Here is a 22369-nt window from a genome sequence, read left to right as displayed (position 1 = left end):
TTTCCAGCCCGTCCGGCGTTTGAGGACGAGGCCGTTCAGGCCGATAGCGGGGGGCTGGGGGCGCAGCCCCCAGGGATGGGAAGGGTAAGGGCGGCGGGGGCGAGAAAACCAACTCGCCCACCAGGAACCTCCGCAACCGGCTCGCCAACCCGGTTCAGCCGCTGCACCGGGCGCTCAGGCGCGGGGACTGGAAGTACTACCAGGACGACACCAAGGCCGACCACTTCTACAACCTGGCCGCCGACGCCCGCGAACAGGCCGATCTCGCCCCGGACGAACCGGAGTTGCTGGCCGAGCTGAAGGCTGCCTGGGAGAAGATCGCGGACGGTCTGCTGCCGTACCCGCCCGCCTCCTGATCAGCCGAGGATCCCCCGTTCGTACGCCACCGCCACCGCCGCCGCCCGGTCCTTGACGCTCAACTTGGCGTACAGGTGGGTGAGGTGGGTCTTGACCGTGGCCTCGCTGATGAAGAGGACGCGGGCGATCTCGCGGTTGGACGTGCCCTTGGCGACCAGCGTCAGGACCTCGCGCTCGCGGGCGGAGAGGGGCTCGTTGCCGGGGGCCCGGACGGCGGAGACCAGGCGGGAGGCGACGGCCGGGGAGAGGACCGTGCGGCCCTCGGCCGCCGCGCGGACCGCGGTGAAGAGTTCGTCGCGTGGGGCGTCCTTCAGCAGGTAGCCGGTCGCGCCCGCCTCGATCGCGGGGAGGGTGTCGGAGTCGGTGTCGTACGTGGTGAGGACGAGCACCTTGGCGCGGGCGGACCGGCGCGTCAGCTCGCGGATGGCGTCGACTCCCGCGCCGCCCGGCATCCGCAGGTCCATCAGGATCACGTCGGGGTCGAGGGCGGCGGCCTTCTCGACCGCCTCGACACCGCCCGACGCCTCGCCGAGGACGGTGAATCCGGGTGCGGACTCGAACATGCCGCGCAGACCGTCCCGTACGACGGGATGGTCGTCGACGATCAGGACGGAGACGGTCGCGTCATCGCTCATGGCGTACCAAAGGTACGCGAGCCGACAGAGCGGTGCCGTGGCCCGGTTCGGACTCGACCGTGAACGCGCCGGCGATGCGTTCCGCCCGCGCGCGCATGCCGTCGAGGCCGAAGCCGCCGGTGTGGGTGCGTGTCCGGAGCGCGAGCGGGTCGAAGCCCCGGCCGTCGTCGCGGATGTCGAGGACCACCTCGTCGCCCATGAAGCTCAGGGTGACGCCGAGGCGGGTGGCGTGTGCGTGGCGGGACGCGTTGGACAGGGCCTCCTGGGCGATCCTCAGCAGCGTCGCCGAGACCTCGTCGTGGAGTTGTTCCACGGTGCCGGTGACGGTGAACTCGGCGCGGATTCCGGTCCGCTCACCCCATTCGGCGACCGTGCTCTTCAGGGCTTGCGGCAGGCCGTCGTGCTCCAGCGCCATGGGGGCGAGGTTGTGCACGGAGCGGCGGGCCTCGCCGAGGCTGTGGCGGGCCAGGTCCGAGGCGCGTTCGAGGTGGGTGCGGGCGGTCCCCAGGTCCTGGGCGTTCGCGACGACCTGGAGCTGGGCGATGATGCCTGTCAGGCCCTGGGCGAGGGTGTCGTGGATCTCGGCGGCGAGCCGGCGCCGCTCGTCGGCGACCCCGGCCTCCCGTGCCTGGACGAGGAGTTGGGCGTGAAGGGCGGCGTTCTCGTCGAGGGCCTGCTGCAACGCGGTGTTGGTGCGTTCGAGTTCGGCGATGGTCTCGGCCCGGGCACGGGAGCGTTCCTCCTGCTGCGACGTGAGGTGGCCGACCACCGTCAGGATCACGTTGTTGACCACCAGGAGCCCGGCGAACACGACCCACTGCACGGGCTCCTCGAACGGCAGCCCCCCGGCCTGCGCGCCCGACACACCGATCGAGCAGGCGAACGGGCCGAGCCACCGAAGCCGCCGCCCCGGGATCAGCTCGTCGGAGTCGAAGTAGCCGGTGACCGCGTAGAACGCGAAGAACGGATTCAGCCAGGTGAGCGCGAAGCCGATCGCCCAGCGCACGGTGTAGTAGACCGTGCCGGCGGTGGACGGGCCCGGACGGCTGCGGCTCGCCCGGCCCCACCACAGCTGGAGCCCGAAACCCGCGGCGACCAGCACCGCGACCGCGTTGCGTTCCGCGGTGCTCGGCATCAGCTCGGCGGTGGCGAACGACAGCAGCGTGGCGACCGCGAGCAGCCCGTACGGACCCTTGCTGCGGATCAGCTCCCAGCGTCGCTCGATGTCCGTGTCCACCGCGGTCATCCCTCCAGTCTGCACGGCGGGCCGCCTACTCCCACCGGAACCAGCGCGCCGCCGACACCGACAGAACCACCGTCCAGGCCGCCATCACACCCAGGTGGGACCAGCTGGGCCAGTCGCCCACCATGGCCTCGCCCAGGGCCTGCGCGGCGGCGCCGAACGGCGTGAACCCGACGATGTCGGCCATGACGTCGGGCATGGCCTGCACCGGCAGCCACACGCCCGCGCAGAACAGCATCGGGAAGAACACCACCGTCCCGACGGCGCCCGCGATCTTCACCGTCCGGGACACCGCCGAGATCACCGACCCCAGGGCGAGCGAGACGAGGACGGCGAGGACCAGCGCGAGCAGGTAGCCGGACGGCTGCTCGGGCAGTCGTACGTCATAGGCGAACCGGCCGACAGCGAGCGCGAGCAGCGCCGAGAGCACGGCGGCCAGGGCGTGCACCAGCATCTGCGCCGACAGCAGCGCCGACGGTTTGACCGGCGTGGTGGACATCCGGCGCAGGATGCCGTGCTCCCGGTAACCGGTGAGGCCGTTCGGCATCGACTGGACCCCGGCGACGATCATGCCGGCCAGCACGGCCACGGGAACGTACATGTCGACGACGCGCAGGCCGCCGAGCTCGTCCTGGGTCTCGCGGAACGCCGGGACGGCGCCCAGGATGGCCACCAGCATGGGCGGGAAGAACACGATCCAGAAGAGGCTGCCGGGCTCGCGGGCGAGCAGACGGGCCTCGGTGCGCAGTACGGCGGTGTTCATGGCGTGGTCTCCGTCGTGGTCTTCGTGAGGTCCAGGAACGCGTCGTCCAGCGTGGCGTCGCTGACGCGCAGTTGGTGGGCGGTGATGTGGTGGCGGGCGAGCAGCGTGATCACGGCGTTGACCGTCTCGTCGCTGCCGGCGAGGGTGATCCGGTCGTCCTTGTGCTCGACGGAGGCCAGTGCGGGCAGGGCGCCCAGCTCCCGTTCGTCCAGTGGCGCGGACGGCGTGAAGGTGATCACCGTGGCGCCGGCGGAGCGGCGGATCAGCCCGGCCGGGGTGTCCAGGGCGGCGACCTGCCCCTGGTCGATCACGGCGATCCGGTCGCAGAGCCGCTGCGCCTCCTCCATGAAGTGGGTGACGAGCAGGACGGTGACCCCGCTGTCCCGCACCTCCTCGATGAGCTGCCAGGTGTCCCGGCGGGCGCGCGGGTCGAGGCCGGTGGTCAGCTCGTCGAGGACGACGATGCGGGGGTTGCCGATCAGCGCGAGCGCGATGAACAGGCGCTGTTTCTGGCCGCCGGAGAGCTTGCCGAACCGTGAGGTGAGCTTGGCGGTAAGCCCGAGACGCTCGGCGAGGGGCCGCCAGTCGGCGGGCTCGTCGTAGAACGCGGCGTACAGCTCCAGCGCCTCGCGCACGGTGAGCTTGGCCTGGAGTTCGCTCTCCTGGAGCTGGGCGCCGAGGACGCGGGTGACCCGGTCGTGGTCGGCGACCGGATCCAGCCCGGCGACCCGGACCCGGCCGGCGTCGGGGACGCGCAGGCCCTCGACGCACTCGACGGTGGTGGTCTTGCCGGCGCCGTTCGGGCCGAGGATCCCGAAGATCTCGCCCTCCTCGACGGTGAAGGAGACACCGTCGACGACGGCCCGGCCGCCGTAGGACTTGCGCAGTCCGCTGACTTCGATGACGGGTGTGGATGGCATGCTCCGAGGGTCCCGGCGGGGCGGGGTCCGCCACATCGGCCGTCGCGCTCGAAGGCGCATCAACCGATCGGTTGATGGCGGCGTACGACCCCACCGATGACGTCCGTACGACTCCTCGAACACGCAGGTCGTAGGACCAGCGGCCGATTGGGGTCCGGCCAAAACTCGGTGGGCGTTGTCAGTGCCGATCCGTAGGCTCGCTGATGATGTCCACGCCACGTGCAACCACCGAGGAACGCTCCGCCGTCAGAACCCTCCTGCGTCTGTGGCCGTACGTGCGGCCGGTGCGGGTGCGGCTGTTCACCGCCGCGTTCGTCGCGGTGCTCGCCTCGTGTGCGGGGCTGGTGATTCCGCTCGTCCTGAAGTGGATGGTGGACGGGCCGGTCGCCGAGCGGGATCCGGCGGGGGTGTGGCTCGGGGCGCTGTATCTGCTGCTGCTCGGGGTCGCGGAGGCGTTGCTGTTCGGGCTGCGCCGGTGGCTGGTGGCGCGGCCGCTGTCGCATGTCGAGGCGGAGATGCGGGCGGATCTGTACCGGCATCTCCAGCGGTTGCCGGTGGCGTTCCACGACCGGTGGGCGTCGGGGCAGTTGCTGTCCCGGGGCACGACCGACCTGATGCTGCTGCGTATGTTCCTGGCCTTTCCGCTGACGTTCCTGCTGGTCAACGGAGTGACGATCCTCATCGGCGTGGTCATCATGCTGGTCCAGGACTGGACGCTGGGACTGGTCATCCTCGGTCCTGCCATACCCGTGCTGATCACCTGCGTCATCTTCGAGCGGCGCTATGCCGAGGTCGCGCGGCGGGCGCAGGACCAGGTCGGGGATCTGACGACCGTCGTCGAGGAGAGCGTGCTCGGCATCCGGATCATCAAGGGCTTCGGACGCCATCGCAGTCAGGCACATGCCTTCCGCGAGCTGTCCAGGACCCTGCGGGGGACGGAGCTGCGGAAGGCTCGTCTGCTGGCCACGATCTGGGGCGTCATCGTGACGCTGCCGGAGGTGGCGATCGGGGCGGCGCTGGTGCTGGGGACGGTGCAGGTGGCTGACGGGGCTTTGTCGGCGGGGACGTTGGTGGCGTTTTTGTCGACGGCGCTGGCTCTTCGGTGGCCGGTGGATTCGATCGGCTTTCTGCTGGCGATGAGCCAGGAGGCGGCAACAGCGACGGAACGATACTTCGAGGTAATGGATGAAATCCCGGAGGCAGCAGCGCCCCATAGGGGCGCGGGGCTGTCACATATGCGGCTCCGCCGCGTGGGCGCGACAAGCCCCCACGCACCCGCACCCGACAACGAAGGCATCCGCTTCCACAACGTCCGATTCCGCTATCCCGACGCCACCGAAGACTCCCCTCCCACCCTCGACCGCATAGACCTCCACATACGCCCCGGCGAGTCCATGGCCCTCGTCGGCGCAACCGGAAGCGGCAAGACGACCCTCACCGCGCTCATCCCCCGGCTCCATGAGGTGACTTCGGGCCGGATCACCCTCGACGGACAGGACATAGCCGACCTCCCCAGAGAAACGCTGCGCGAGCTCGTCGCGGTCGCCTTCGAGGAGCCCACCCTGTTCTCCGCCGGCGTCGGGGACAACGTCCTGATGGGCGCCGACGACGAGGCCGGCGCCGAGGAGCTGCGCCGTGCACTCGCCGTCGCCCAGGCCGACTTCGCGTACGCGCTCCCCCAGGGCACGGACACCCAGGTCGGCGAGCAGGGCCTCAGTCTCTCCGGCGGCCAGCGGCAGCGCCTCGCGCTCGCGCGGGCGGTCGTGGGCCGGCCGCGGTTCCTGGTGCTGGACGATCCGCTGTCCGCCCTCGACGTGCATACGGAGGCCGCGGTGGAGGCCGCCCTGCGGCGGGTGCTCGCGGACACCACCGCCCTGATCGTCGCCCACCGCCCGTCCACCGTGCTGCTCGCCGACCGGGTCGCCCTGCTCTCCGGCGGCCGTATCACCGCCGTGGGCACCCACCCCGAACTGCTGCGCACGAACGCCGAGTACGCCCATCTGATGTCCGGGGACGAGGAGGACGACCGATGACCGCGCCCACGACCTCCGCCCCCGCCGCAGGCGACGAACAGGACGCCCCGCGCCCGCCCGGCGCGAACGACCCCTTCGACCGCGACGTCCTGCCCACTCCCCCGGGCGCGACGGCTGCTCTTCTGCGCTCGCTGCTCGCCCCGATGAAGTCCCGGGTCGCCCTCACGACCTTCCTGCTGCTGCTCCAGCAGGCGGCCGTGCAGGCGGGCCCGCTGCTGGTGGCGTACGCCATCGACAGCGCCGTACCGGCGTTCCGTGCGCACGACAACGGGCCGCTGATCGCGGTGGCCGTCGGCTATCTGCTGTGCGCGCTGACGTCCGGCGGGCTCCAGTACTGGTTCGTCATCGCCGCGGCCCGCGTCAATCAGGACGTGCTGCTCGACCTGCGCGGCCGTATCTTCCGGCACGCGCAGGCGCTGAGCATCGACTTCCACGAGCGGTACACCTCGGGCCGGCTCATCTCCCGCTCCACGACGGACGTCGAGTCGCTGCGCGAGCTCCTCAACGAGGGGCTTCAGGAGCTGGTGACCGTGGTCCTGTCCTTCGCCTACATCTCGGCGATGCTGCTCTGGCTTGATCTGGAGCTGGGGGCCGTGGCGGTGGCGTCGTTCGTGCCGCTCTATCTCCTGGTACGGGTCTACCAGCGGCGCGCGGTACGCGTGTACCGGATCCGGTCCACCGCCATCGCCGCCGTCATCGTGAAGTTCGTCGAGACGATGAACGGCATCCGCCCGGTGCGCGCCTTCCGCCGTGAGACCGCCAACGACGCCGACTTCCGCGTCCTCAACACGCGGCACGAGCGCATCAACGGGGACGCGCTGCTGGAGATGGCCCGCTATGTCATCGGATCGCGGCTGGTCGCCAACACCGCCGTCGCGGGCATCGTGCTGTGGGGTGCCTACCGGGTGGCGGGCGGCTCCCTGGCGCTCGGTGTTCTCGCCGCCGCCGTGCTCTATCTGCGGCGGCTGTACGACCCCATCGACCGGCTCGGCATGTTCCTCAACTCGTACCAGTCGGCGGCCGCCTCGCTGGAGAAGATCGCCGGGCTGCTCGCCCAGACGCCGTCCGTGCCCGAGCCGTCGACTCCCAAGCAGCTTCCCGCACTTGAGACGGAGCACCCCGGCCGCCAGGTCGTCTTCGACGCCGTCAGCTTCGGTTACCGCACCGGCGGTGAGGTCCTCCCCCGCTTCGACCTCACCGTCCCCGCCGGGCAGACGATCGCCGTGGTCGGCTCGACCGGCGCGGGCAAGTCGACACTGGCCAAGCTGCTCGCCCGGTTCTACGACCCCTCCGCCGGGCGGGTCCTGCTGGACGGCGTCGATCTGCGCGACCTCGACGTGCCCGAACTGCGGCGCGGGGTGGTGATGGTGACGCAGGAGTCGTTCCTGTTCTCCGGCACGGTCGCCGAGAACATCGCGATCGGCCGCCCGGACGCCACCCGGGAGGACATCGAGGGTGCCGCGAAGGCGATCGGCGCGCACGAGTTCATCGCCGCGCTGCCCGACGGCTACGACACCGACGTACGGAAACGGGGCGGCCGTATCTCCGCCGGACAGCGCCAACTGGTCGCCTTCGCCCGCGCGTTGCTCGCCGACCCGGCCGTGCTGATCCTCGACGAGGCGACCAGCTCACTGGACGTGCCGGGCGAACGGGCCGTGCAGCGGGCCATGTCGACGGTGCTGCGCGGCCGTACGGCCGTGGTGATCGCGCACCGGCTGTCCACGGTCGAGATCGCCGACCGGGTGCTGGTGATGGAGCACGGGCGGATCGTCGAGGACGGGACGCCGGACGAACTCATCGCGGGCACCGGCCGGTTCGCGGATCTGCACCGGGCCTGGCGGGACAGCCTGGCGTGAGCCGCGCTCGCGCTCGCGCTGGACGGTGAGGTGCTGGGTCGAGCGGGTCAACGCCACGTAGCGGACCCTGCTGCCCGAACCCCAGCGGACCGCGGTCGCGGACGCCTTCTTCGGCTGGATCGCCAGGAAGTTCGTCCAAGCATCGGCCTGGGCCTCCCATATCCCGGCCTCGGCGGCGCTCCGGCCGGCCTCGTCGGGGCCGCCCCACAGCCCACCCCGCCCTCCTGACCGTCGGCGCCCCGGAGCTGCCACAGCCGCTACGCCCCTTCCGCCGGCCGCAGCCACCGGCGCGCCTGAACACCCCAGACCAGCACGGCCGCCAGGGCGATCGAGACCACGGCCGTGGACATCCCGGCCTGGATGCCGACCCGCACCGTGAGCGCGCTGGCCACCAGAGCGCCGAGCGGGACACCCAGGCCCGAGGAGAGCATCCGACGCGTCGTGTTGACCCGCCCCTGTAGCTCGGACGGCGTCACCTCCTGGGAGTACGTCATCGTGTTCACCAGGACGACGAGGTAGGCCGATCCCCACACGGTCAGCGCGACCAGCGTGATCCGCCAGTCGGAGGTGAGGACGACCACCAGGCCCAGCAGCGCTCCGAGCGGGAGCACCCCCAGAAGCAGGGGGACGGCCTCGAAGCGGCGCCGCAGCCGGGGCAGCAGCAACGACCCGCCGATGCCTCCGGCGCTCCACGCCATGTACAGCAGACCTATCCGTCCGTCGGATCCATGGATGCCCAGCACCCGGTCGGCGAAGACGACGAGCTGCCCGATGATGGCGCCGCCGGAGAACGACTGGAGGGTGCCGACCACGGTCATGAGGCGCAGCGTCGGGTGGTGGCAGAGGAAGTGCAGACCCTCCCGGATGGACTCCTTGAACCCCGGCCGCTTCGCCGCCTTCGGCCTCTCGGGCCAGGTGACGGTGCGTGCGACGGCCCTGAGGAGCAGGGCGGACACGGCGAAGGACAGGGCGTCGAGCGCCAGTGTGCCGGCGGGGCGGAAGACGACGATCAGGCCGCCCGCCACGGCGTTCCCGGCGATGCGTACGACCGTCTGCGCGCCGTAGATGGAGCTGTTGGCCTCGGTCAGCTTGTCCTTGCCGACGATGTCGGGGACGAAGCCGTACACGCCCGCCTCGAAGAAGAGGGTGAGGCTGGCCGAGGCGAGGGCCACGAAGAGGACCTGCCCGCCGGTCAGGACGCCCAGCGCGGAGGCGAGGGGGACGGTGGCGATGCAGACGGCGTTGAGCCAGTCGGTGACGATCATCAGGCGGCGCCGGTCCATCCGGTCCGCGACGGTGCCGGCGATCAGCCCGAAGACCACATAGGGCAGGGTCGCGGCGGCCGCCACCAGGGAGACCATCAGCGGTGAGCCGGTCTCCTGGAAGGTCAGCACCGGCAGGGCCACCGCGGTGATCGCGGATCCCAGCCCGGAGATCGCGCGCGACAGCCAGAACCGGCGAAAACCGGGGACACGGCGCAGCGGGATCTGCGGCGCCTCGGGTGTCGGGTCGTCGACGCCCTTCTGGGGGAGGGAGGTCATGGGGTTGGGCGCGTCCTTTCACATGGGGGCATGCCAAATGTGCGTACCGCACGACACACGAAGGGTGTTGAGCGATACGCGAAGGTGTGGAGTGAAGCGGGAAGCCGGTTTCTCGAGACGGAACCTGCCGGTCCGATGACCGCTGACCCTGTCCCTGGAAGCGGCCGACGAGGAGCCGACCGTGGGAGAGGGGGATTCCGGAAACCGAGGGAATCATAGCCGGCGGCGACCGGGCCGGTACAGACGGTCCTGTGCGGGGTCTCGGCGAGCAGCGGGTTGGCGGCCAGGAAGTCCGGCACCGCGGGTGTGTCCCGCCGTACGTGGCACCAGAGCCGTTTGGCACCGAAGTGGTTGGGCGGCTGGATCACCCGGGTGCCGAACCGTCGCTTCCACTGGTACGTCCCCTTGCTGAGGAAGGGTTCGGTGCCTGGAAGTCGAGCCGGCGCACGCCGTTCTGGGCCGACCAGTCGATCAGGAAGTGGCAGATGGCCTTGAACGCGCCGCTGTCGTAGTGCTGTTGGGCGCCGTCGGCAACGCCCAGCAGGCGCAGTGTCAGCGGCCCTGGCGTTTGAGCAGCGCGTCCAGGCGGGGGTACACGGCGCGGGCGTTGTGCTCCTGGATCGCGGGGAGGTCGTCCGTGGAGAGGCCGACGGCCGCTTCGACGTAGCGGCGTGTGTCGTCGAAGTGGTGGCCGGTGCACGGGTCGACGGAGCGGACGGCGCCGATCATCTCCGAGGCGAAGAGGATGTTCCGGACCGGGATGACGTCACAGAGCAGGTCCAGTCCTGGCTGGTGGTACACGCAGGTGTCGAAGTAGACGTTGCCCAGGACGTGTTCCTCCAGCTCAGGCTTGCCCAGTGCCATCGCGAGGCCCCGGAACCGGCCCCAGTGGTAGGGGACGGCGCCGCCGCCGTGCGGGATGATCAGGCGCAGGGTGGGGAAGTCCCGGAACAGATCGCCCTGAACGAGCTGCATGAAGGCCGTGGTGTCGGCGTTGAGGTAGTGCGCCCCGGTGGTGTGGAAAGCGGGGTTGACGCTCGTGCTGACATGCACCATGGCCGGGATGTCGTACTCGGTCATCTTCTCGTAGACCGGGTACCAGGACCGGTCGGTGAGCGGTGGTGCGGTCCAGTGGCCGCCCGAGGGGTCGGGGTTGAGGTTGAGGGCGACGGCTCCGTACTCCTCGACGCAACGGGTGAGTTCGGGGATGCAGGTGGCGGGGTCGGTGCCGGGCGACTGCGGGAGCATCGCGGCGGGCACGAAGCGCTCCGGGTACAGGGTGCTGACGCGGAAACAGAGCTCGTTGCAGAGGGCGGCCCATTCGGCGGACGTCCTGAAGTCCCCCACGTGGTGGGCCATGAAGGACGCGCGCGGCGAGAATACCGTCACGTCGATGCCTCGCTCGTCCATCAGCCGCAGCTGGTTCGGCTCGATGCTGTGGCGCAGCTCGTCGTCACTGATGCGCAGGTCGGCGCGGGCGGGGGCGACCGAGGGGTCTGTGAGCGAGGCGATCTGCCGGTTGCGCCACGCTTCCAGCGCGGGCGGGGCAGTGGTGTAGTGACCATGACAGTCGATGATCATGGCGATCCTGTTCGGAGCGACGGAAACGGGAGCAGCGGAGACGGGAGCAGCGAATACGAGACCAGCGGGAAGACCTCGGCCAAGGTAATGGCCAACCAAATTGTTGACAATGTCTTGGACGAGATCTTTCTTCGAGGGACGCATGATCGACGCGTATGAGGATCCCGGGAAGCCCGACTGTCGCGGCGGCGGCCGGTACCTGTGGTGGCTGGTGACCAGGCAGCCGGGACGGTCGCTCGCCGGGGCGCTGCTCGGCAGTACGTGGATGGTGCTGCTGGCGGCGGCGCCGCATCTGCTGTCCCGGGCGATCGACGAGGGGCTCGAACCGGGCGACTTCGCCGCACTGGCCGGCTGGACGGGCGCCCTGTTCGCCGTGGGGGCCTTCAACGCCTGGCTGAGCATCATGCGGCACCGCACGATGACCCGGGTGCGGATGGACGCCAACTTCCGCACGGTCAAGGTCGTCGTCGGACAGGCGATCCGGCTGGGGGCGGCGCTGCCGCGGCGGGCCGGCGCCGGGGAGGTCGTGACGATCGGCGTCGGCGACGTGCTGACGATCAGCCAGGCCCTGACGATCATCGGGCCCGGCCTCGGGTCCGTCGTCGCGTATCTCGTGGTCGCCGCGCTGCTGCTGTCGGTGTCGGTGCCCATCGCGGTGGTGGTGCTGCTCGGGATGCCGCTGGTCGCCGCCCTCGTCGTACCGCTGCTGGCCCGGCTCCAGGGCACGGAGACCGAGTACCGCGAGCGGCAGGGGGTACTGACCGCGCGGATCGGCGACCTCGCCGGCGGACTGCGCGTCCTCAACGGCCTCGGCGGGAAAGGGCTGTTCGCCGACGCCTTCCACCGGGGCTCGCGGCGGCTGCTGGCGCAGGGGTACCGGGTCGGGGCGGTGAGCAGCTGGATCCAGGCGTTCGGCACCGGGCTGCCGACGCTGTTCCTCGGCGTGGTGACCTGGCTCGCGGCCCGGCTCGCCGCCCAAGGGGACATCACCGTCGGCGAGTTGGTGTCGGTGTACGGCTATGTCGCGGTCCTGGTGGCGCCGGTCGGGTTCCTCGTCGAGTGCGGCTATCAGATCAGCCGGGGCGTGGTGGCGGCGCGGCGAGTCGTACGGTTCCTGCGGCTGGAGCCGGTGCCGGACAACGGGACGCGTCCGGCGCCCTCGGAGCCCGCCGTACTGCACGATCCCGAGTCGGGGGTACGGGTACGGCCGGGCCGGCTGACCGCGCTGGCCGCCGCCCGCCCCGCCGACGCCACGGACGTGATCGACCGGCTCGGCCGCTATGTGCCGTCGACGGCGACCTGGGGCGGGATCCCGCTGACCGATATCCCGCTGCCGCAGATCCGGGAGCGCATCCTGGTCGCCGAGCACGAGGCAGACCTGTTCGCCGGAACCCTGCGCGAGTCGGTCAGCGGCCGCGGCACCCCCGACGACGAGGACATCGCCCGTGCAGTGCACGCCGCCGTGGCCGACGACATCGTGCAGGCCCTGCCCGACGCCCTCGACTCCGCCATCGACGCCCAGGCCCGCAACCTCTCCGGCGGCCAGCGCCAGCGCATACGGCTCCTCCGCGCCCTTCTCGCCGCCCCCGAGATCCTCCTGGCCATCGAACCGACCTCCGCACTGGACGCCCACACCGAGGCCAGGGTGGCGGAACGGCTGCACGCGGCGCGGGACGGCCGTACGACCGTCGTCACCACCACCTCCCCGCTGGTCCTCGACCGCGCGGACACCGTGCACTACCTGGTCGACGGCAAGGTGGCAGCCACCGGCACCCACCACGAACTACTGCACGGGGAGCCGGGATACCGGGCGCTCGTGGCACGGGACGAAGACGCCGAGGAGCTCCTGAATTGACAGCCCAACAACCCCCCAAGGGGCGCGGGGAACTGCGCGACAAGCCCCCACGCACCCGCACCCGGCACACCACCCCAGGCCCCGACCCAGTAGCCGCACACCTCCCCATCGCCGCACCCGCAGCCGTACGCAGCGCGATGATCCGCCTGATCCGGGCCGACCGACGGGCCTTCACCGTCGTACTGACCCTGAACTCACTCGCCGCCGGCGCCGGCCTCGCAGGCCCTTGGCTGCTCGGACGGATCATCGACAACGTGCGGGCCGGGCGCGGCGTAGAGGCAGTGGACCGCCTGGCGCTGGCGATCCTCCTCTGCGCACTGGCACAGTTGACCCTCACCCGCTGGGCACGCCTCGTGGCATACCGCTTCGGCGAACGCACCCTGGCCCGCGTACGCGAGCAGTTCGTCGACAGAACACTCGCACTGCCCGCGTCCACCGTGGAACGCGCCGGCACCGGCGACCTCACCTCCCGCGGCACGGCCGACGTGGCGACCGTCGGCACCACCCTGCGGGACATCGGCCCGATTCTCCTGGTCAGCGGCGTGCAGGCGCTCTTCCTGATCGGCGCGGTCTTCGTCATCGACCCACGGCTCGGGGCCTGCGGACTGCTCGGCCTGATCGGCATCCGGTACGCACTGCGGTGGTATCTGCGCCGGGCCCGCGACGGCTACCTCGCCGAGGGCGCGGCCACCTCCCAGGTCGCCGAGATCCTCTCGGCGACCGCGTCCGGCGCCCGCACGGTGGAGGCGCTGCGGCTGACGGACCGGCGGACCGAGGCGAGCCGGGACGCCCTGGAGACGGCCAAGCGGACCCGCCTGTACACGCTGTTCCTGCGCACCGGGTTCTTCCCGGTGGTGGAGGTCTCGTACGTCGTGCCGGTGGCGCTCGTGCTGCTGCTCGGCGGCGTGCTGCTGGAACGGGGCGCGCTGAGCCTCGGCGCGGTGGTGACGGCCGCCCTGTATCTGCAACGGCTCGGTCAGCCGCTCGACGAGGTCCTGATGCGGATCGAGCAACTACAGGCGAGCAGCGCCTCGTTCGCCCGGGTGGAGGGGCTGGCGACGGCTCCGCAGGTGACCGACCGGGACTCCCCGGCCCCGGCGGACGACCGGATCGACGTGACCGGCGTGCGGTACGCCTACGACCGCGGCGGCGAGGTGCTGCGCGGCGTCGATCTGACGGTGCGGCCCGGGGAACGGCTGGCGGTGGTCGGGCCGTCCGGCGCCGGGAAGACGACCCTGAGCAGGCTGCTGGCCGGCGTCGACGCGCCGACCGAGGGCACCGTGACGGTGGGCGGCGTGCCCGTCGTCGCCCTCGGCCCCGAGCAGTTGCGCCGCCAGGTCGTGCTGGTCACCCAGGAGCACCATGTGTTCATCGGCACGGTCCGCGACAACCTCCTCATCGCCGAACCGGCCGCCACGGACGAGGAGTTGTGGGCCGCGCTCACCGCGGTGGGCGCCGACGCCTGGGTCCGGGAGCTGCCGGGCGGCCTCGACACCGCGCTCGGCGAGGGGGGCCGCCGTACGGACGGGCCGCAGGCCCAGCAACTCGCCCTCGCCCGGGTCGTGCTGGCCGACCCGCACACCCTGATCCTCGACGAGGCCACGGCCCTGCTGGATCCGACGACCGCCCGCCACACCGAGCGCGCCCTGGCCGCCGTACTCGAGGGCCGCACGGTCATCGCCATCGCCCACCGCCTGCACACGGCCCACGACGCCGACCGCGTGGCCGTGATGGAGGACGGCCGCCTCACCGAACTCGGCACGCATGAGGAGCTGGTGACGGCAGGCGGGGCGTATGCGCGGCTGTGGCGGACGTGGCACGGGGACCGTATGGCCTAGGACGCCCACATCCGGACGAGTCCGCATACCGAACGTCAACTCCCGGACAACGGACGATTTCCGGCCAACTTTCTGACGCGCCCCTGACAGGAACCGCGTTCTGCTGCCACTCTTCCCACGGCCACACCACAGCAACCCCACAGTTCGACCACACCGCTGTGTCCGGCCGACGCTCCCGCACGTGGTTCCGCGTAACGCCCCGTTCTGCCCGGACGGCCCCCCAGCCGGCCGGTCTCCCCTGGCCGCGCGATCCGCGGCCGCGCAGAAGGAGTCAGTGTTGAGACGCAGTTCCTCAGACAGACGCACCTCCCACAGACCCACCCCTCGCCGCGTCACCGCCGTGGCACTCGTGGGCGCCGCCGCCCTGATCGCCGCGGCCGTCCAGTCGGGCGCCGCCACCGCAGCCCCGGAGAAGGCACCGTCGGCCGCGGGCAAGGTCATACCGGGCGCCGAGTCCGTCAAGCTCACCCCCGCCCAGCGCGCCGAGCTGATACGCGAGGCCAATGCCGCCAAGGCGGACACCGCGAAGGACCTGGGCCTGGGCGCCAAGGAGAAGCTGGTCGTCCGTGACGTCCTCAAGGACGGCAACGGCACGGTCCACACCCGCTATGAGCGGACGTACGACGGTCTCCCCGTCCTCGGCGGTGACCTCGTCGTCGAGACCGCCAAGTCCGGCGCGACCGAGGCCGTCGTGAAGGCCACCCGCGCCGCCGTCAAACCGGCGACCACGACGGCCGCCCTGTCCGCCGCCAAGGCCGAGAAGCAGGCGCTGGCCGCCGCGAAGGCCGAGGACGCCAAGAGCCCCGACGTCAACCGCGCACCCCGCAAGGTGATCTGGGCCGCGAGCGGCACCCCGACCGTGGCGTTCGAGACGGTCGTCGGCGGCTTCCAGCACGACGGCACCCCGCAGGAACTGCACGTCATCACGGACGCCACCACCGGCGAGAAGCTGTACGAGTGGGAGGCGATCGAGACCGGCACCGGCAACACGGTGTACTCCGGCACGGTCACGCTCGGCACCACGCAGTCGGGATCGACGTACAACCTCACCGACGGCGCCCGCGGCGGCCACAAGACGTACAACCTCAACCGCGGCACCTCCGGCACCGGCACGCTCTTCTCCGGCGCCGACGACATCTGGGGCAACGGCACCCCGTCCAACCTGGAGTCGGCGGGCGCGGACGCGCACTACGGCGCGGCGCTCACCTGGGACTACTACAAGAACGTGCACGGCCGCAGCGGCATCAAGGGCGACGGCGTCGGCGCCTACTCCCGGGTCCACTACGGCAACAACTACGTCAACGCGTTCTGGTCCGACAGCTGCTTCTGCATGACGTACGGCGACGGCTCGGGCAACGCCAACCCGCTGACGTCCATCGACGTGGCCGCGCACGAGATGACCCACGGGCTCACCTCCAACACCGCGGGCCTGCAGTACAGCGGTGAGTCGGGCGGCCTCAACGAGGCGACCTCCGACATCTTCGGCTCGACCGTCGAGTTCTACGCCAACAACTCCTCCGACGTCGGTGACTACCTCATCGGCGAGGAGATCAACATCAACGGCGACGGCACGCCGCTGCGGTACATGGACGAGCCCGACCAGGACGGCTCCTCCTACGACAACTGGTTCTCCGGGATCGGGTCGTCCGACGTGCACTACTCGTCGGGCCCCGCGAACCACTTCTTCTATCTGCTGAGCGAGGGCAGCGGCACCAAGACCATCAACGGTGTCACCTACAACTCGCCCACCGCGGACGGCCTTCCGGTCACCGGCATCGGCCGGGACAAGGCGGAGAAGATCTGGTTCCGCGCGCTGACCACCAAGTTCACCTCGACCACCAACTACGCGGCCGCCCGCACCGGCACGCTCGCGGCCACCGGTGAGCTGTACGGCACGACGAGCCCCGAGTACACGGCGGTGCAGAACGCCTGGGCCGGCATCGCGGTCGGCGCGCGTCCCGGCGGTGGCGGAGGCGGCGGTACGTCCTTCGAGAACGCGGCGGACGTATCGATTCCGGACAACGGGGCGGCGGTGACCTCGCCGATCACCGTGTCCGGGCGGACCGGCAACGCGCCGTCGAACCTCGCGGTCGCGGTGGACATCGTGCACACCTACGTCGGTGACCTCCAGGTACAGCTGGTCGCCCCCGACGGCACGGCGTACACACTGAAGGCGTACGGCACCGGCGGGAGCGCGGACAACCTCAACACCACGTACACGGTGAACGCCTCCTCCGAAGTCGCCAACGGCACCTGGCAGTTGCGGGTCCAGGACAACGCGGCCGTGGACACGGGCTACATCAGCAGCTGGAGTCTGACGTTCCCGTAGAGCCGTAAGGCCGTACGGCCGTCAGACGCAGGCCTCGCATTCAGGGTGCCGTCCCGGTGGTTCAACTCCCCGGGGCGGCACCCGCGTTCACATTCCCGAAACGTTAACCGGACAGTCGAGTTTCAGCCAACATCACTTCGGGGTCCTGACATGTACGCGCCTCCGGTGTCACTCTTCCCCCACCGCCGCACAACTGCTCAAGCAACCCCCCACATAAGGAGCATGTGTGACCCCGCAGACCCCCCACTACGCGCGTCACAAGCGCACCACTCTGGCCATCGCCACCGCGATCGCGGCCGGAGCCCTCCTCACCACCGGTCTGACCACCGGTGCCTCGGCCCAGCCCGAGCAGTCCGGCACCGACAAGGTCGCCGCCGTCCCGATGCCCCTCACCCCGGCCGCCCGCACCACCCTGATCAAGCAGGCGGACGCTGCCACGACGGAGACGGCCGACGAGATAGGTCTCGGCGCCGAGGAGAAGCTGGTCGTCAGGGACGTCATCAAGGACGCCGACGGCACCGTCCACACCCGCTACGAGCGCACCTACGCCGGCCTGCCGGTCCTCGGCGGCGACCTGGTCGTCCACGAGGCCGCGTCGGGCGCGACCAAGGGTGTCACCAAGGCGACGAAGGCGGCCATCAAGGTCGCCGACCTGTCCCCCGAGATCACCAAGGCGACCGCCGAGCAGCAGGCCGTGAAGCTCGCCAAGGCCGCGGGCTCCACCAAGTCGGAGGCCTCGGACGCGCCCCGCAAGGTCATCTGGGCGGCCGACGGCAAGCCGACCCTCGCCTTCGAGACGGTCGTCGGCGGCCTCCAGGAGGACGGCACCCCGAACGAGCTGCACGTCATCACGGACGCGGCCACGGGCAAGAAGCTGTACGAGTACCAGGGCATCGAGACCGGCACGGGCAAGAGCGTGTACTCGGGCACGGTGACCATCGGCACCACGCAGTCCGGCTCGACGTACAACCTCACCGACGGCACGCGCGGCGGCCACAAGACGTACAACCTCGCCCGCGGCACCTCCGGCACCGGCACGCTGTTCACGGACGCCGACGACACCTGGGGCACCGGCGCGGCCTCCAGCTCCTCCAGCGACCAGAGCGCGGCCGTCGACGCCGCGTACGGCGCGCAGGAGACCTGGGACTTCTACAAGAACACGTTCGGCCGCAGCGGCATCAAGAACGACGGCGTCGCCGCCTACTCCCGCGTCCACTACGGCAACGCGTACGTCAACGCCTTCTGGTCCGACGACTGCTTCTGCATGACGTACGGCGACGGCACGGGCAACGTCAAGCCGCTCACCTCCCTGGACGTGGCGGGCCACGAGATGAGCCACGGCGTCACCTCCAACACGGCGGGCCTCAACTACACCGGCGAGTCCGGCGGCCTCAACGAGGCGACGTCCGACATCTTCGGCACGGCGGTGGAGTTCTACGCCGACAACTCCTCCGACGTCGGTGACTACCTCATCGGCGAGAAGATCGACATCAACGGCGACGGCAGCCCGCTGCGCTACATGGACAAGCCGAGCAAGGACGGCAACTCGGCCGACAACTGGTCGTCCTCGCTGGGCGGCCTCGACGTCCACTACTCCTCGGGCCCGGCGAACCACTTCTTCTTCCTCCTCTCGGAGGGCAGCGGCGCGAAGACGATCAACGGGGTGAGCTACGACTCCCCGACGTCCAACGGCTCCACGGTCACCGGCATCGGCCGGGACAAGGCCGCCCAGATCTGGTACAAGGCCCTGACCGAGTACATGACCTCGACGACCAAGTACGCGGCCGCCCGCACGGCGACCCTGAGCGCGGCCTCCGACCTGTACGGATCGGACAGCACCGAGTACAAGGCCGTCGCGGCGGCCTGGAGCGCGGTCAACGTCAGCTGAGCGCTCCGCTGGAAGCGTGGCGATGAACCCGCGGGCGGGCGCGACACCGCAGCGGGCCTCATCAAGACCGCTTGGCTGACACAAAGTTGACAGGGGCGGCACCCGGAGCGAAGGCATTCCCGGGTGCCGCCCTACCCTTGGCTCCCATGGCCTTCACGTACGACCACGTCGGCGCGACCCGCGACAGCGGCTTCTGCCCGCCCGGCTTCCACCCCATGCATGTGCGCACCCGAATCGGCGAAGGCGAGCCGGTCTTCCGCCACGCGACGGAAGCGGTCCTGACCTGGGAGATGCACCGCGCGATGGGCGTGGGCATCGACGCCACCGCCGACCGCGCGGAACCCGGCGTGGACGTCACCGTCACCCTCGCCGGCCTCATCAAGGCCCCCTGCCGCGTGGTCTGGACGGTGGAGGAACACCGCAGGGCCGGCTGGGCGTACGGCACCCTCACCGGCCACCCGGAGTGCGGCGAGGAGGCGTTCCTCGTCGAACGCACCGGCGACGGCACCGTCTGGCTGACGGTGTCCGCCTTCAGCCGGGGCGCGAAGTGGTACGCGCGCGCAGGCGGGCCGGCGACCCGGGGCCTACAGCACGCGTACGCCCGCCGGCTCGGCGCGACACTGCGCCGGCTGTGCGCTCCGCACGAGGAGTTCTGAGGCTCACCGCACCCCGGCTCACCGCATCAGCACGCCCGCCGCCTCCGCCAGCTCCTCCGAAGGCACCGCCACCAGCCCCAGCTCAGCGCCGGACGCCAGCAGACGATGCGCGGGCAGAATCCGGACCGTGTAGCCGTACGGCCCGGTGCGGTCGAGGGAGAGCGGACCCTCGTACACCCACTGCCCCTCCAGGTCCGGCCCACCCACCGGCTTCAGCGGCACCGTCGCCGCGTCCGTGATCCGGTCCTCGGGGTCGACGCGCCCCGACACCGCCTGCACCTCCACGTCGTCCGGCGCGAGGTCGCCGAGACCGACGCGGACCCGCAGATTGAGTGTCGTACCGAGTTCCGCGGTGGCCGAAGCGACCGATGTCTCCACGTGGTCGACGGTCACCGCATGCCACGCGGAGCGCACCCGCCGCTTCCAGACGGCGAGTTCCCGGGCGGAGTCCGGCGTCATCGCGCGGTGCGCGTGCGCGGCCGGTGTGTAGAGCCGCTCGACGTATTCCCGCACCATGCGCCCGGCCAGCACCTTCGGCCCGAGCAGGGTGATGGTCTGGCGGACCATCTCGATCCACCGGTCGGGCAGCCCGCCCTGACCGCGCTCGTAGAAGCGCGGCGTCACCCGCTGTTCCAGCAGGTCGTACAGCGCCGCGGCCTCTATGTCGTCCCGCCGGTCCGGGTCCGTCCCCGTGCCGTCGGCGGTCGGGACGGCCCAGCCGAAGTCCGGCTGGAACCACTCGTCCCACCAGCCGTCCAGCACGGACAGGTTGAGACAGCCGTTGAGCGCCGCCTTCATCCCGCTCGTGCCGCACGCCTCCAGCGGCCGGAGCGGGTTGTTCAGCCAGATGTCGCAGCCGGGGTAGAGCTTCTGCGCCATCGCCATGCCGTAGTCGGGCAGGAAGACGATGCGGTGGCGGACCCGCGGGTCGTCCGCAAACCGGACCAGCTCCTGCACCAGGCGCTTTCCGCCGTCGTCCGCCGGATGCGCCTTGCCCGCCACGACGATCTGGATCGGCCGGTCGGGGTGCAGCAGCAGATCCATCAGCCGGTCACGGTCGCGCAGCATCAGCGTCAGCCGCTTGTACGACGGGACCCGCCGCGCGAACCCGATCGTCAGCACGTCCGGATCCAGCACGCCGTCGATCCACCCCAACTCGGCGCTCCCCGCCCCGCGCTGCCGCCAGGAGGCCCGCAGCCGCCGCCGTACCTCCACGACCAGCTGTTCGCGCAGGACCCGCCGCAGCTCGAAGATGTCCTGGTCCGGGATCTCCCCGACCGCGTCCCAGCGGTCCGAGCCGCCCACCGTCATCGCGTCCTCGGTGCGCTGGACCCCGATCTGCCGGGCACCCAGCCGGAAGACCTCGGGGGCGACCCAGGTCGGGGCGTGCACTCCGTTCGTCACCGAGGTGATCGGCACCTCGTCGGGGTCGAATCCCGGCCACAGCCCGGAGAACATCTCGCGGCTGACGTGGCCGTGGAGCAGGGACACGCCGTTGGCGCGCTGGCCCAGACGCAGGCCCATCACGGCCATGTTGAAGAGGTTCGGTTCACCGCCCGGGTAGGTCTCCATGCCCAGGTGGAGGATGCGTTCGACGTCGATGCGCGGGAGTTCGGCGTCGGGGCCGAAGTGGCGGGCGACCAGCTCGCGGTCGAAGCGGTCGATGCCGGCCGGGACGGGGGTGTGTGTCGTGAAGACGGTGCCCGCCCGGACCGCTTCCAGACCGGCGTCGAAGTCCAGCCCGGCATCGACGAGTTCCGCGATGCGCTCCAGACCGAGGAAGCCCGCGTGTCCCTCGTTGGTGTGGAAGACCTCGGGCGCGGGGTGGCCGGTCAGCCGGCAGTACGTCCGTACGGCCCGGACACCCCCTATACCCAGCAGCATCTCCTGGAGCAGCCGGTGCTCGCTGCCGCCGCCGTAGAGCCGGTCGGTCACGCCGCGTTCGCCGAGGTCGTTCTCCTCGACGTCCGAGTCGAGCATCAGGAGGGGGACCCTGCCCACCTGGGCCAGCCAGATGCGGGCGTGCAGCGAGCGGCCGCCGGGGAGGGCGATGGAGACCTGGGCGGGGGTGCCGTCGGGCTCCTTGATGAGGGCGACCGGCAGCTCGTTCGGGTCGAGGACCGGGTAGTGCTCCTGCTGCCAGCCGTCCCGGGAGAGGGACTGGCGGAAGTAGCCGTGGCGGTAGAGGAGCCCGACGCCGATCAGCGGGACGCCCAGGTCGCTGGCCGCCTTCAGATGGTCGCCGGCCAGGATGCCGAGGCCGCCGGAGTACTGGGGCAGCGCGGCCGTGATGCCGAACTCCGGGGAGAAGTAGGCGACGGCGGTGGGGAGTTCGGCGGACTGGGTCTGGTACCAGCGGTCGCCGGTCACATAGGTGTTCAGGTCGTCGGCGGCCGCGGTGAGGCGGCGCAGAAAGGTGTCGTCCCCGGCGAGTTCGGAGAGCCGGCCGGGCGGCAGGCTGCCGAGGAGGCGCACCGGGTCGCCGTCCGAGGCGGCCCAGCGCTCCGGATCGACGGACTGGAAGAGGTCGCGGGTCTCCGCATGCCAGGACCAGCGGAGATTGCGCGCGAGATCGCTGAGCGGCCGGAGGGGTTCGGGGAGAACGGGTCGGACGGTGAATCGACGGATCGCCTTCACATTCCACCTCAACGCTTTGCCGGATGACGCACGGCGGTGTGCGTCAGCGTCCCCGAAGACGGTACCGGTCCTGGTGCCGCCCTCGCTGGAGGCAATTACGGGTCTGGACGATCATCTCACCCCAAAGTTCACACATGCCCCATGACCGATCTGGCCGATTCCGCCCCTGTGGGCCACCTTGTGGCGCTTCACACCGCACGAGAGGCTGCCAAGTGGAGTGGAGGAGGGGAACATGAA

14 protein-coding genes and 1 pseudogene are annotated in these 22369 nt (G+C 70.8%); 8 read left to right on the top strand and 7 right to left on the bottom strand.

Annotated features, from left to right (window positions below; all coding sequences use genetic code 11):
• Positions 1–164: 164 nt before the first annotated feature.
• Positions 165–356: pseudogene (locus tag KCH87_RS49200) on the top strand (twin-arginine translocation pathway signal protein); the annotation flags it as partial.
• Here KCH87_RS49200 and KCH87_RS22205 read toward each other — a convergent pair.
• Genes KCH87_RS22205 through KCH87_RS22190 form a run of 4 tightly spaced genes read right to left on the bottom strand, consistent with a single transcriptional unit; the run spans position 357 to position 3918 of the window.
• Positions 357–992 (bottom strand): response regulator transcription factor, encoded by a 636-nt coding sequence (locus tag KCH87_RS22205; RefSeq protein ID WP_210587956.1) that lies wholly within the window; start codon positions 990–992, stop codon positions 357–359.
• Positions 982–2238 carry a sensor histidine kinase gene (locus KCH87_RS22200; protein ID WP_210587955.1) on the bottom strand — a complete coding sequence of 419 codons (1257 nt, stop codon included), beginning with the start codon at positions 2236–2238 and terminating at the stop codon, positions 982–984. Before KCH87_RS22200 ends, KCH87_RS22205 begins: the two co-directional genes overlap by 11 nt.
• Before the next feature lie 25 nt (positions 2239–2263).
• Positions 2264–2998 carry an ABC transporter permease gene (locus KCH87_RS22195; RefSeq protein ID WP_210587954.1) on the bottom strand — a complete coding sequence of 245 codons (735 nt, stop codon included), beginning with the start codon at positions 2996–2998 and terminating at the stop codon, positions 2264–2266.
• On the bottom strand, positions 2995–3918 hold the full coding sequence (locus tag KCH87_RS22190) for an ABC transporter ATP-binding protein (protein ID WP_210587953.1): 924 nt from the start codon (positions 3916–3918) through the stop codon (positions 2995–2997). Before KCH87_RS22190 ends, KCH87_RS22195 begins: the two co-directional genes overlap by 4 nt.
• 206 nt (positions 3919–4124) lie before the next feature.
• Here KCH87_RS22190 and KCH87_RS22185 point away from each other — a divergent pair, with 206 nt between their 5' ends.
• The gene (locus tag KCH87_RS22185) at positions 4125–5951 is read left to right on the top strand and encodes an ABC transporter ATP-binding protein (protein ID WP_210587952.1); all 1827 of its coding nucleotides are present in this window, start codon (positions 4125–4127) and stop codon (positions 5949–5951) included.
• Positions 5948–7807, top strand: a complete 1860-nt coding sequence (locus KCH87_RS22180) for an ABC transporter ATP-binding protein (protein ID WP_210587951.1) — start codon at positions 5948–5950, stop codon at positions 7805–7807. The genes KCH87_RS22185 and KCH87_RS22180 overlap by 4 nt, the downstream gene beginning before the upstream one ends.
• 257 nt (positions 7808–8064) lie before the next feature.
• Here KCH87_RS22180 and KCH87_RS22175 read toward each other — a convergent pair whose 3' ends face one another.
• Together KCH87_RS22175 and KCH87_RS22170 are read right to left on the bottom strand one after the other, a co-directional pair.
• Positions 8065–9348 (bottom strand): MFS transporter, encoded by a 1284-nt coding sequence (locus KCH87_RS22175; RefSeq protein ID WP_247196600.1) that lies wholly within the window; start codon positions 9346–9348, stop codon positions 8065–8067.
• 552 nt (positions 9349–9900) lie between these two features.
• Entirely contained in the window at positions 9901–10929 is a 1029-nt protein-coding gene (locus KCH87_RS22170; RefSeq protein WP_210587950.1) for an amidohydrolase family protein, read from the bottom strand.
• A 142-nt stretch (positions 10930–11071) separates the two neighbouring features.
• Here KCH87_RS22170 and KCH87_RS22165 point away from each other — a divergent pair, with 142 nt between their 5' ends.
• The 5 genes from KCH87_RS22165 to KCH87_RS22145 all read left to right on the top strand — a co-directional run bounded on the left by KCH87_RS22165 (position 11072) and on the right by KCH87_RS22145 (position 19495).
• Positions 11072–12784 (top strand): ABC transporter ATP-binding protein, encoded by a 1713-nt coding sequence (locus tag KCH87_RS22165; protein ID WP_210587949.1) that lies wholly within the window; start codon positions 11072–11074, stop codon positions 12782–12784.
• Between the two features lie 137 nt (positions 12785–12921).
• Positions 12922–14622, top strand: a complete 1701-nt coding sequence (locus KCH87_RS22160) for an ABC transporter ATP-binding protein (RefSeq protein WP_210588148.1) — start codon at positions 12922–12924, stop codon at positions 14620–14622.
• Positions 14623–14899: 277 nt separating this feature from the next.
• Complete coding sequence (locus KCH87_RS22155; protein ID WP_210587948.1) at positions 14900–16951, top strand: M4 family metallopeptidase; 2052 nt, start codon at positions 14900–14902, stop codon at positions 16949–16951.
• 226 nt (positions 16952–17177) lie between these two features.
• A complete protein-coding gene (locus KCH87_RS22150; protein WP_210587947.1) occupies positions 17178–18839 on the top strand; it encodes a M4 family metallopeptidase in 1662 nt (553 codons plus the stop codon).
• Positions 18840–18985: 146 nt separating this feature from the next.
• The gene (locus KCH87_RS22145; RefSeq protein ID WP_210587946.1) at positions 18986–19495 is read left to right on the top strand and encodes a DUF1990 family protein; all 510 of its coding nucleotides are present in this window, start codon (positions 18986–18988) and stop codon (positions 19493–19495) included.
• A gap of 18 nt (positions 19496–19513) precedes the next feature.
• On the opposite strand, the gene KCH87_RS22140 is transcribed toward KCH87_RS22145, so the two are convergent.
• Positions 19514–22132 (bottom strand): glycosyltransferase family 1 protein, encoded by a 2619-nt coding sequence (locus tag KCH87_RS22140; RefSeq protein WP_210587945.1) that lies wholly within the window; start codon positions 22130–22132, stop codon positions 19514–19516.
• Between the last annotated feature and the right edge of the window lie 237 nt (positions 22133–22369).

This window comes from Streptomyces sp. GESEQ-35, assembly GCF_017948485.1.
Classification (GTDB): Bacteria; Actinomycetota; Actinomycetes; order Streptomycetales; family Streptomycetaceae; genus Streptomyces.
This window is presented reverse-complemented; position numbering and strand designations above follow the sequence as displayed.

What these genes read in the sequence shown, in the direction of transcription:
- KCH87_RS22205 (WP_210587956.1), bottom strand. Translation starts at nt 992, where the DNA reads ATGAGCGATGACGCGACCGTCTCCGTCCTGATCGTCGACGACCATCCC.
- KCH87_RS22200 (WP_210587955.1), bottom strand. Translation starts at nt 2,238, where the DNA reads ATGACCGCGGTGGACACGGACATCGAGCGACGCTGGGAGCTGATCCGC.
- KCH87_RS22195 (WP_210587954.1), bottom strand. Translation starts at nt 2,998, where the DNA reads ATGAACACCGCCGTACTGCGCACCGAGGCCCGTCTGCTCGCCCGCGAG.
- KCH87_RS22190 (WP_210587953.1), bottom strand. Translation starts at nt 3,918, where the DNA reads ATGCCATCCACACCCGTCATCGAAGTCAGCGGACTGCGCAAGTCCTAC.
- KCH87_RS22185 (WP_210587952.1), top strand. Translation starts at nt 4,125, where the DNA reads ATGTCCACGCCACGTGCAACCACCGAGGAACGCTCCGCCGTCAGAACC.
- KCH87_RS22180 (WP_210587951.1), top strand. Translation starts at nt 5,948, where the DNA reads ATGACCGCGCCCACGACCTCCGCCCCCGCCGCAGGCGACGAACAGGAC.
- KCH87_RS22175 (WP_247196600.1), bottom strand. Translation starts at nt 9,348, where the DNA reads ATGACCTCCCTCCCCCAGAAGGGCGTCGACGACCCGACACCCGAGGCG.
- KCH87_RS22170 (WP_210587950.1), bottom strand. Translation starts at nt 10,929, where the DNA reads ATGATCATCGACTGTCATGGTCACTACACCACTGCCCCGCCCGCGCTG.
- KCH87_RS22165 (WP_210587949.1), top strand. Translation starts at nt 11,072, where the DNA reads ATGATCGACGCGTATGAGGATCCCGGGAAGCCCGACTGTCGCGGCGGC.
- KCH87_RS22160 (WP_210588148.1), top strand. Translation starts at nt 12,922, where the DNA reads ATGATCCGCCTGATCCGGGCCGACCGACGGGCCTTCACCGTCGTACTG.
- KCH87_RS22145 (WP_210587946.1), top strand. Translation starts at nt 18,986, where the DNA reads ATGGCCTTCACGTACGACCACGTCGGCGCGACCCGCGACAGCGGCTTC.